10 protein-coding genes are annotated in these 10461 nt (G+C 45.8%); 5 read left to right on the forward strand and 5 right to left on the reverse strand.

Features of this window, described 5'->3' with window-relative positions; all coding sequences use genetic code 11:
* Window positions 1-2: 2 nt before the first annotated feature.
* Window positions 3-743 carry a ComF family protein gene (locus tag G7Y37_RS01125; protein WP_165060408.1) on the forward strand — a complete coding sequence of 247 codons (741 nt, stop codon included), beginning with the start codon at window positions 3-5 and terminating at the stop codon, window positions 741-743.
* A gap of 14 nt (window positions 744-757) precedes the next feature.
* Here the strand turns inward: G7Y37_RS01125 and G7Y37_RS01130 are convergent, their stop codons facing one another.
* Window positions 758-2074 (reverse strand): glycosyltransferase family 2 protein, encoded by a 1317-nt coding sequence (locus G7Y37_RS01130; protein WP_241155946.1) that lies wholly within the window; start codon window positions 2072-2074, stop codon window positions 758-760.
* A gap of 155 nt (window positions 2075-2229) precedes the next feature.
* Between G7Y37_RS01130 and ahcY the strand changes: the two genes are divergently transcribed.
* The gene (gene ahcY, locus G7Y37_RS01135) at window positions 2230-3492 is read left to right on the forward strand and encodes an adenosylhomocysteinase (RefSeq protein ID WP_165060410.1); all 1263 of its coding nucleotides are present in this window, start codon (window positions 2230-2232) and stop codon (window positions 3490-3492) included.
* Window positions 3493-3547: 55 nt separating this feature from the next.
* Here the strand turns inward: ahcY and G7Y37_RS01140 are convergent, their stop codons facing one another.
* The 3 genes from G7Y37_RS01140 to G7Y37_RS01150 are packed head-to-tail and all read right to left on the reverse strand — an operon-like array spanning window position 3548 to window position 6303.
* On the reverse strand, window positions 3548-4738 hold the full coding sequence (locus G7Y37_RS01140) for a bifunctional 3,4-dihydroxy-2-butanone-4-phosphate synthase/GTP cyclohydrolase II (protein WP_241155951.1): 1191 nt from the start codon (window positions 4736-4738) through the stop codon (window positions 3548-3550).
* A gap of 10 nt (window positions 4739-4748) precedes the next feature.
* Window positions 4749-6050, reverse strand: coding sequence for a threonine/serine exporter ThrE family protein (locus G7Y37_RS01145; protein ID WP_165060414.1), 1302 nt, complete (start codon window positions 6048-6050; stop codon window positions 4749-4751).
* A 4-nt stretch (window positions 6051-6054) separates the two neighbouring features.
* Window positions 6055-6303: a TIGR03905 family TSCPD domain-containing protein gene (locus G7Y37_RS01150; RefSeq protein ID WP_165060416.1), complete on the reverse strand. Its 249-nt coding sequence runs from the start codon at window positions 6301-6303 to the stop codon at window positions 6055-6057.
* 198 nt (window positions 6304-6501) lie between these two features.
* Between G7Y37_RS01150 and G7Y37_RS01155 the strand changes: the two genes are divergently transcribed.
* The 3 genes from G7Y37_RS01155 (at window position 6502) to G7Y37_RS01165 (ending at window position 8600) form a co-directional block, all read left to right on the forward strand.
* Window positions 6502-7773, forward strand: a complete 1272-nt coding sequence (locus G7Y37_RS01155; protein WP_165060419.1) for an ammonium transporter — start codon at window positions 6502-6504, stop codon at window positions 7771-7773.
* A gap of 15 nt (window positions 7774-7788) precedes the next feature.
* The gene (locus G7Y37_RS01160) at window positions 7789-8127 is read left to right on the forward strand and encodes a P-II family nitrogen regulator (RefSeq protein ID WP_165060422.1); all 339 of its coding nucleotides are present in this window, start codon (window positions 7789-7791) and stop codon (window positions 8125-8127) included.
* 179 nt (window positions 8128-8306) lie between these two features.
* Window positions 8307-8600 (forward strand): type II toxin-antitoxin system RelB/DinJ family antitoxin, encoded by a 294-nt coding sequence (locus G7Y37_RS01165; RefSeq protein ID WP_165060425.1) that lies wholly within the window; start codon window positions 8307-8309, stop codon window positions 8598-8600.
* Window positions 8601-9035: 435 nt separating this feature from the next.
* Here the strand turns inward: G7Y37_RS01165 and G7Y37_RS01170 are convergent, their stop codons facing one another.
* Entirely contained in the window at window positions 9036-10193 is a 1158-nt protein-coding gene (locus tag G7Y37_RS01170; protein WP_165060426.1) for a Fic family protein, read from the reverse strand.
* Between the last annotated feature and the right edge of the window lie 268 nt (window positions 10194-10461).

Raw genomic sequence — 10461 nt, forward strand, 5'->3', positions numbered from 1 at the left:
CTATGACTAATACAATAGAATTTTTCAAAAATGCGATGCATGTAGCCGCGGATATAGCCACAGAAACTATATGGCCGACACGTTGCGCAATATGCGACGCACCGGGCATGCTTATATGCGAGCATTGCCTGAAAAAGTTATCGTATATAGATACATATCTGGCGTGCCCAATATGTGGGGCACCATACGGAAAAACACAATGCACCGAATGCACACCATTAATGCTTGCTAGCGCAAACAGAGAAAGTGTACCTTTTAACAACATGGCATATGCAATGGTGGCAGACAACGCAGTGAAACGCATAGTTAAAACATATAAAGACAAAGGAGAGCGCCGCCTTGCCTACACCATAGCAAACATAGCGTCGCGCTATATATCACCCGACTGGAAAAATGATTGCGTTATAACCTATATACCTGACACTATAAAAGCCCGCCAACGACGCGGATTCGATCATGCACAAGAGTTAGCATGCACGCTGGCTAACGTTGCAAAGCTTGACTGCGTCGGAGTTTTTATGCCACCAAAATCGATTGACCAACGCAATTTATCGCGCAAAGAAAGATTTGCAAACATGTCTTCAGCCATTAAACTTGCGCCCGCATCTCCCACTTTCCGCAAAATTATCGTATTTGACGATATATGTACAACAGGATCTACCCTATACGCCGCCGCCGACTGCTTGCGCCGTGCTGGCTACAAAGAAATATACGCTTTGGCATTTGGGCGCGTACTTGATTAGAGCAACCAATACCACTAAGCGGAAATTCTGCGCTCCGAATATTCCGACACATCGACCGAAATAGTGTGTTTAATTGGTTTCCATGTTGCCTTTTTCACTAGCGCAACTAACGCGATAGGAATGTATGTAAGCATAAACAGAGGGAATGTGAACATGCTGCCAATTTTGCGTGCGGTGGTGGCACGTATGCTGTTCCACTCTACAAAAGTTGTAAGCACGCCAAATACAAACATGATCATAACGTAGTTGAACAAACAGAAGAAAATACTAGAGAGCGAACTCATAACGGCTATGCCGGTAGACATTATGCCGGTAACGCCAAGTACAAGTATTATGGCATTTAGCGTTACAGTAATTATTGACAACAACATACCGGGAGCCAGTGTCATAAGCATGTCATAGCACGCAAAGCGATACCCTTTCGGATTCTTGAAAACACCTTTAACCAAGCGCCCCGAATAGCGACCGAACACCTGATAAAAACCTTTTGCCCAGCGGAAACGCTGATTCCATGAATCGCGAAATGTAGTGGGCTGCTCGTCATACAAAACCGCAGTAGGACAATACGCTATACGCACACCGCCTATAATAGAATCAGTTGAAAATTCTATATCTTCAGTTAGTAGATGCCATTTCCAGCCGCCTGCTGCTTTAAGAATGTCAGCTGAAATGAAAAACCCGGTACCAGAAACTGCGCAAGATGTATTCAATGTTAGACGCGCTTGGTTTAGGAATTTCGCCTCGCGTAAAAACCATGTGCCATAGCCAGCAGAAATCCAATTCGAATCGAAATTCTTGGAATTGCGATAACTGGTAGACGCTTTAGCGCCGCTATCAAAAGTGGCATTCATCTCGCGAAAATAATTCGCATCAAGCACATTGTCGGCATCGAAAACAAAATATGCTTCGTGCTTTGCATCGGGAAAATCGTGCCAAATAGACTTCAGACCGTAGTCTAGCGCGTATCCCTTCCCCACTTTTTCAGTATTGAAACGCTCAAAAACATTAGCGCCCGCATTTTGCGCTATAGCCGCCGTATCGTCGGTGCAATTATCGGCTATAACAAAAATATCTATTAATTCCGATGGGTAGTTTTGCTGTTTTATAGATTGAATTAAATCTTTTATTACAGCAGATTCGTTACGAGCTGCAATTAAAACGGCAAACTTATGATTGCGCTTTGCCACACATTTTGGAGCACGGCGAGTAAGCACAACAAATACATAAAAAAGCTGATACGTATAACAGCATGTAAAAGCGACAAAAACGCAAAAATTGAACGTATCGACAAACGAGAGCCGTGCCATCGCCTCGGCAAGTTGTTCGAACACGTTTCTCCTTACTTCGAACGGCAAATAAAAGTCTTCAAACAAATAAACGGCTAAATTATAATCTGATACATCCCCTAAAGATAGAAAATGTGTCGAAATTGTAAGTTTGATGTATGCTTGCAGCACTTAGGTAAAAGCACGGAAGAGGAAATGCAATGAGAGATTGCGATATAAAAGATATAGCACTTGCAGATGCGGGTCGCGCACGTATTGAATGGGCAGACCGAGATATGCCAGTACTGGCGCTAATACGCAAGCGTTTCGAAAAAGAACGCCCGCTAGAGGGAGTTCGTATAGGAGCTTGCTTACATGTAACTACAGAGACAGCAAATTTGATGCGCACACTAGTGGCGGGTGGCGCAGATGTGCGTCTTTGTGCTTCTAATCCACTTTCTACGCAAGACGATACCGCCGCCGCACTTGTACGCGACTATGGAGTATCGGTATACGCAATATGCGGCGAAGACAACGAAACGTATTACAAGCATATTGACACAGTAATAGATTTCAAACCGCAAATAACAATGGATGACGGCGGAGATGTAGTTGGGCGCATTCATGAAAAACGCCGCGAAGCGCTTCAAAACATTATTGGTGGCACAGAAGAAACAACCACAGGCGTTATACGCTTGGCAGCTATGGCAGCAGCAAATGAACTTGAATACCCCGTAATTGCCGTAAACGATGCAAAAACCAAACATTTCTTCGATAATCGCTATGGCACAGGTCAATCTACCCTAGATGGCGTAATTCGTCTTACAAACCGCCTGCTTGCGGGTCGCACTTTAGTAGTAAGCGGATATGGTTGGTGCGGAAAAGGTCTTGCCATGCGCGCAAAAGGCATGGGGTGTAAAGTTGTTGTATGCGAAGTGGATGCCACAGCAGCACTAGAAGCGTATATGGATGGCTTTGAAGTAATGCCACGCGAACAGGCTGCAAAAGTGGCTGATATCTGGATTACCGTAACCGGCAACCTAAATGTTATAGACGATGTATGTTTTGAAAACATGAAAGATGGCGCAATCATTTGTAATTCAGGACATTTCAATTCCGAAATCAATATTCCTTGGCTAGAAGAACACGCCATAAAGAAAACCACACTAAAGCCACTTGTAGATGAATACACTATGCCCGATGGGCGCACCATTATTCTTTTGGCAGAGGGCAGGCTGGTGAATTTATCGGGCGCAGAAGGACATCCTGCTAATGTTATGGACATGAGCTTCGCCAATCATGCACTTTGCGCCGAATACTTATTAGACCAAGCTAAAGATATGCAAAAGAAAGTCTACGATGTTCCCGAAGCAATTGACGAGCGCATAGCGCAACTAAAACTTGAAGCACTAGGGGTACATATTGATACGCTTACCCCCGCACAAGTTGAATATATGAACAGTTGGCAAATAGGCACTGTTTAGAGGCGCTGTAACCCCGGCACTCTCCTAATGCCGGGGTTACAGAATAAATCCCGCCTTATAGAATATGCCCCATTCGGGTTTTCTTTGTTTCCAGATATTTCCGATCAAATTCATTGGCATCAACTGCAATAGGTAGGCGCTCTATAATTTCAATACCAAAATCTTTTAATTGGTAAACTTTATCGGGATTGTTTGTAAGAAGCCTCATTGTTTTAATCCCTAAATCGCGAAGAATTTGTGCGCCAATATAATACTCGCGTTCATCGCCCCGGAAACCAAGTGCCAAATTCGCGTCCAGCGTATCTAGTCCATCATCTTGCAATTCATATGCTCGCAGCTTGTTTACAAGCCCAATACCTCTGCCCTCTTGACGCATATATAACACAACTCCGCGCCCGCAAGACTCAACAGCATCCATCGCGCACGCAAGCTGCTCACCGCAATCGCAACGCAGCGAACCAAATGCATCCCCTGTTAAACATTCGGAGTGCACACGCACCAGCACGTCTTCACCATTTCCAATATCGCCCTTAACAAGCGCTATGTGGTGTTCGCCATTAAGCAGATTGAGATATGCAAAAGCCTCGAAGTTGCCATGCTTTGTAGGAAGCTTGGTACGGGCAACACGCTCCACTAACTTATCGTGGCGTTTTCTGTAATCTTGCAACTGCTTAATACTGATAAGCTTCAGTCCAAGCTTATTAGCTAACTTGCGAAGTTCAGAAGAGCGCATCATTAGCCCATCATCGCGCATCACTTCGCAACATAAACCCGCCTCAGTTAAACCAGCCAACCTCATAAGATCGACTGTTGCCTCTGTGTGGCCTTCGCGCTTTAACACGCCGCCCGCCCGAGCAACAAGAGGAAACATATGCCCGGGTCGCCTAAAATCGGACGGAATAGCGGCTACATCTGCAAGTTTCCTTGCTGTCACGCCTCTCTCTTCGGCAGATATTCCCGTAGTTGTACTTATATGATCTACAGATACGGTAAACGCTGTTTCGTGATTGTCGGTGTTATCGCGTACCATCTGCGGCAAATGTAGCTTTGCAGCTATTGCCTTTGATATCGGCATGCAAATTAGACCTTTTGCCACGCTTGCCATCATGTTCACATTTTCAGTGGTGGCGAATTCGGCGGCACATATCATATCGCCTTCATTTTCGCGATCGGGATCGTCTGTGCAAAGAATGATTTTGCCCGCCCGCAAATCTTCCAGAGCTTGTTCTATTGAATCGTATTCAATTTTAGACACTTTACCCTGCTTTCTTTTGCGAATATCTCTTATCTCTTTCATTTCTAAAGTTTGACCACGTGCGAGATATAGCCCAAACAACACTTATGCTTAGCGCAATGCCCAATACGAATTGCAATGTAAGCAAACCGTAGTCGCCAAATTGCGCCCATGAACCCAACAGTGCACATTTCATAGTGAAATATAAAGCACGCCCCGGAACTAAAGGTATAACCGATATTATGAAGAAAGTTGATGTGGGCGTTCTAAACCGCTTTGCCAAAACCTCAGAATATATTGCCGCAAAACACGATGCAATAAATGTAGGAGTAAACGCATCGGCGCTTACGTATTCGCTAAGCAGCAGATAAATGCCCCATGTAATTACGCCTCCTATGGTGGTAATAGCAAGAAGGCTTTTGCGCACGTCGAAAAACAGGGCAAAACCAAACGTTGCAGGAATGCACGCTATAAAAGAAATCAGCGGCGGCGCATTCGATATAAATTCACTAGTTTGTACACCCATTATCCAAAGAGATGCCATAAACCCAAGAGCGATAGACGCTGCCCACAAAATTGTTTCAACAAAGCGCATAACACCGGATATAGTGTCGCCTGAGATCATATCGCGCGTGGCATTTGTCATAGCTACACCCGGAATTAGAAGCATTATCACGCCTATGATTACCATGTCAACAGACATATTAGGCACAAACAACGACGCAGCCCCAATACACAACCCCGTTATAGCGCAAGACATAAAATTGAACGCAATAGTGTTTGGAGTAATTGGTTTCAAATACACAATCATAAGGCACATAAGCACAGCAAATGCCGCCGTAACCACACCATCAAGGATTGAGCCACCAAAGAAAACGGCAAAACTAGCAGAAGCAATTACACCGCCAACAAACAAAAAAGATTTCGGGAAGGCTATACTCCGAATTTCTTCAAAGCGACGCTTCAATTCATCTGGTGGAATAGGTTTTTGATACGATTCAATACAGAGATTTGTCAATTTCTCCAATTTTGCAAAGTCGGTTTCGCCGGCGTTCTCAATACGCCGCGTTTGGGTATATTCGCGCGTATCCGGCATGGTCATAGTTACTATTATTGATGCAGTTATTACCAATACGTTCATTTTCACGGCACCATAAGCATGGCCCACACGACGCACAAGCAACTCGACCAAATTTACATCAGCGCCTGCCAAAATCATGCTCTCGCCAATGTCTAGCAAACACGGAAGCACCTTCAGCGCAACCGATTCAGAATCGGTAAACTGAGGTATAGGAGCCGCAGAAGCTGTGTGGCCGGGCAGCATTTATTTACGCCTTAGCCTGTTTAATAGCTTGAGCCAATTGATCGGCGCAACTTGTAGACTTAGGTCCGCAGGTGTTACCTTCCAATAAAGACGCAACATCATCAACTGGCATGCCATCTACTAGCTTGGAAATTGCTCGCAGATTTCCGTCGCAGCCACCTGTAAATCTTACATTGCGCAATACATCACCATCTATCTCAAAATCAATCTGACGAGCACATACGCCACGTGTTTTATATGTATATTCAGACATGTACGCCTCCTAGTATATTCAAAACATGCTTGCTCTATTCTATCCAAGACAATGTGTTTCTGCCATGTAACAGCTAGCATTCCTAATTGTTAAAAAGCTCGTTCAATTCAGTAAACATCAAAGCGCTACATCAAATGCGAAATTTTTTGGTGGCATTATCAAAAGCGTCCCAGTAAAACAGTAATAAAGGAGTTGAGAATGGATACCGGGAATACGGGATTCATGCTGATATGCGCGATGCTAGTATTACTTATGACACCGGGTCTAGCATTCTTTTACGGTGGTTTATCCCGCCGCAAAAATGTCGGCAATACAATGATGATGGTTTTTGCAGCACTTGGAATTGTTGCCATAACGTGGACGGTATGCGGATGGTCTTTTGCCTATGGCGGAAGTGGAGAAAACCCTATATTTGGTGGTTTCGATCAGCTGTTTCTTTTAGGCAACACAACCGACATGTTGCTTGAAGCAGAAGCGCCCGGAGAAGATGCAGTATATCCAGCAATTACAGACGTGGTATTCCAAATGGCATTTTGCATGATTACTACTGCAATAATTACAGGTGGCGTTGCAGGACGTATGCGCTTTGGCGCAATAGCTGCATTCCTTATATGTTGGACAATACTGATATATCCCCCACTCGCTCATATGGTTTGGGGTGGAGACGGGTCGCTTATAGGCGATAAGATTGGCGCGCTCGACTTCGCTGGCGGCGATGTAGTACACATATCGTCTGGTCTTACAGCTCTTGTGTTGTGTGTAATGGTCGGTCGCAGAAAAGGATTCGGCGCTATGAGCTATAGACCCCACAATGTTCCCTTTATTGCGCTTGGTGCTGCACTATTATGGTTTGGCTGGTTTGGATTTAACGCCGGAAGTGAATTTGCAGCCGACGGAATTGCTGCTTTAGCCTTAGTCAACACCGTATGTGCAAGTGGCGCAGGCGTTGTGTCTTGGATTTTAGTGGAGCGCATACGTGTTAAAAAACCAACTCTGGTAGGCGCATGCACAGGTCTTGTTGCTGGTCTTGTTGTTATAACCCCGGCGGCTGGCTTTGTTGAACCTTGGGCAGCGATTGTTATGGGACTAGCTGTGTCGCCCATATGTTATTTCGCCATATCTTGGCTAAAGCCAAAAATTGGCTACGACGATGCGTTAGATGCATTCGGATGCCATTGCGTAGGTGGCATTGTGGGCGGCATAATGACCGGTTTGTTCTGCGTACCAGAGCTATCATGGACAGATTTTGGCGGATTATTCTACACAGGCGATTGGTCGCTTTTGGGAAGCCAGATATTAGGCATTGCAATAACGGTAGCGTTTGTTGGAATATGCGATATAGCGCTAGGACTTATAGTGAAACTTGTATTCCACGGTAAACTTCGCGTAAGCGATGAAGCCGAGGCACAAGGCTTAGACGTTGCAGAACACGGCGAATCTGCATATCCAGCATATATCGGACTCGATTAAAGGAGCAACGCAGATATGAAACGAATTACAGCAATAGTAAGACCGGAAAAACTGGAAATACTAAAAGATGCTCTGTTTGAATCGGGCGTAAAAGGCATGACAGTAAGCCAAGTAAACGGTTGCGGCAATCAGCATGGCTGGAAAGAGTATTACCGCGGAACAGAAGTTTTACTTAACATGGTTCCTAAAGTAAAGTTTGAAATTGTGGCTGATGATGCAGACACCGCGAGCATTGTGCAAACGATACAAAATGCAGCACGCACAGGCGAAGTGGGTGACGGAAAGATTTTTATTAGCCCAGTTGATGAGGTAATACGCATCCGTACCGGCGAATCCGGCGACGAAGCGATTTAAAACCCAACCACCTTTATTTACCGCCGCGGGAGCTTAACATAAGGTTGAGCTCCCCAAATACCATATCGATCGCATATCGCAGCGCTAAATGATTATTTTGGTTGTATGATTACTTTTCTCCTTGTAGTAGATTGCACATACGTTACTATATATTTGTCAGTACGTATAAGGAGGATATTATGGCTGCCGCAACTTTAACCATGAGAATAGATAGCGATTTAAAACGTGACGCTTCGGCAGTTGCGGAATACTACGGCTTCGATCTTTCTGGAGTCACCAGAGCCTTTTACAAGCAGATGGTTCGCGACCATGCCATTCCGCTCGACCTTGGCTATTCGAATGAAGTACCCAACGAAGAAACAATAGCCGCCATGAAAGAAGCGGAGAAGATCATCGCAAAAGGTGGAACCGGACATCGTTTCAAGTCTGCGGAAGAAATGATGGCATTCATTGCAAGCGAGGTAGACGAATGAGTGCGCTTGAGATGCCCTACGACCCAGATAAATAGGATCATTGATAACCTACCATCATGCGCTGCCCGGAAGGGCTTGGTTTATTGCGCCTAAAAGCATTCAATATTCAGCTGTCAAAGTGCGATTTCCAATAAAACGAACGTGCTAACAAATCTTCAAATAACTACGAATCAGATCTTGACTTCATATAGCTGGTCTCCTTTGTGACTTCTGCATAGAGCTTAAACAAGTGCGCGACTATCTTTTCTTCGTCACCGTTGAAGTTGACGCCGTATGCGACTTCGACCGCCGCGTCGAGGATTTTTGTTGACAGTCCTACCCATGTGGTACTTCTATCTGTGAATGTAGGTAGACAAATAAGAAATCCATTATAAGCAAATTGTACGTGACGGAGGGTCCCGAAGCCGGGAGCTACATCAGTCTTTGTTAAAACCATTATCGGTCGCCACCGAGCGGCTCGGTTCCTCGTCGAAGAACAGCTAGGTAGCTCTCGTAGGCGAACACACGGTTGCGCGAAGCGTTGGTGGTTTCCCTCAGAATCCCGAGAGCGCACAGCTTGCGTACCGCCGAAGCAACCGTGTTGTAGCTCAAGGACAATTCCTTCGCGCAACGCCCAATGCTCATGATGGGGCGCTTCTCCACGTATTCGAGCACGCTGGAGAGCGACTTCGCCGCACGCTGTGCCGCTACGATCTCCCAGCTTTCCCGATGTAGACGGTCGAGGGTGCGCGCTGATTCAAGGGCATCTTCAGCGGCCGCCTTCACGGCCTCTAGGAAGAAGCGAATCCATTGCTCGTAGTTGCCCGATCGCCGCACTTCACCCATGCGGTCATAATACTCAATTTGATTGCGCTTGAGAAAGTAGGAAACATAGAGCACTGGGCTGTGCAACATTTCCTGATCGATGAGGTAAAGCAAGATGAGCATGCGTCCGATCCTGCCGTTGCCGTCAAGGAAAGGATGGATCGTCTCGAACTGATAGTGGATAAGAGCCGCACGAATAAGCGGATCAATTTCAGGGTCGGCATTGATGTAGCGCTCTAGGTTGGCAAGCGAGTCAATCATGTCATCGACGTTAGGCGGGATATAGCGTGCATCTTTCAGCGTACACCCCGACGGACCGATCCAGTTCTGCGAGCGTCGAAATTCACCCGGATTACGCTCGGAGCCCCGCCCGTTACCGAGCAGCCGAGCATGCGCCTCGCAGAGCAAACGGTTACAAAGAGGCATTTCGTCAAGACGGTCGATCGCATGCCAGAGGCTTTTCGTGTAGCAGACAACATCCTCAACATCTAAGTCGGCATTGCTCTCAACCTCAGGATCGAGCAGATCGTCGAGCGTACACTGGGTACCTTCGATCTGAGACGAGACAAGCGCCTCCTTGCGCACATACTGCGACACGAAGAGTTGCGCATCCGGAATGAACTGAGCCATCGTGTCTAACTCTTGCAAACGGCGAGAAGCGGCAAGGAGAAGCCGAAGATCGTCGCTGTCCAATGCAATTTGAGGTTCTAGAGGAAGCGGTGCCGGTCTAAAAGAACGGTATGCTATCTCACCAGATAAATTGCTCACATATTCGCCCGAACGCCCCATGCCCGCCTTTCTCTTTTTGAAACACGAATCTCAGTATACCCTTTTTATTTCAATATTTTGTAGTAAATTGAAATAAAGAGATTTTAATGCCTGTTTTGGTGCCAAAAATCAGCAAAAGTTATTTGCAAGGGTACTCAAAGTAATCTATCGAGATAACAACGAAGGTGTCAGGGACCGGGTGATTTAAAACTCAACCACCTTTATTTGCCGCCGTGGGAGCTTAACATAAGGTTGAGCTCCCCAAATACCACATCGATCGCATATCGCA

Origin of the sequence: Adlercreutzia sp. ZJ154 (genome assembly GCF_011039055.1) — a bacterium.
Classification (GTDB): domain Bacteria; phylum Actinomycetota; class Coriobacteriia; order Coriobacteriales; family Eggerthellaceae; genus Adlercreutzia_A.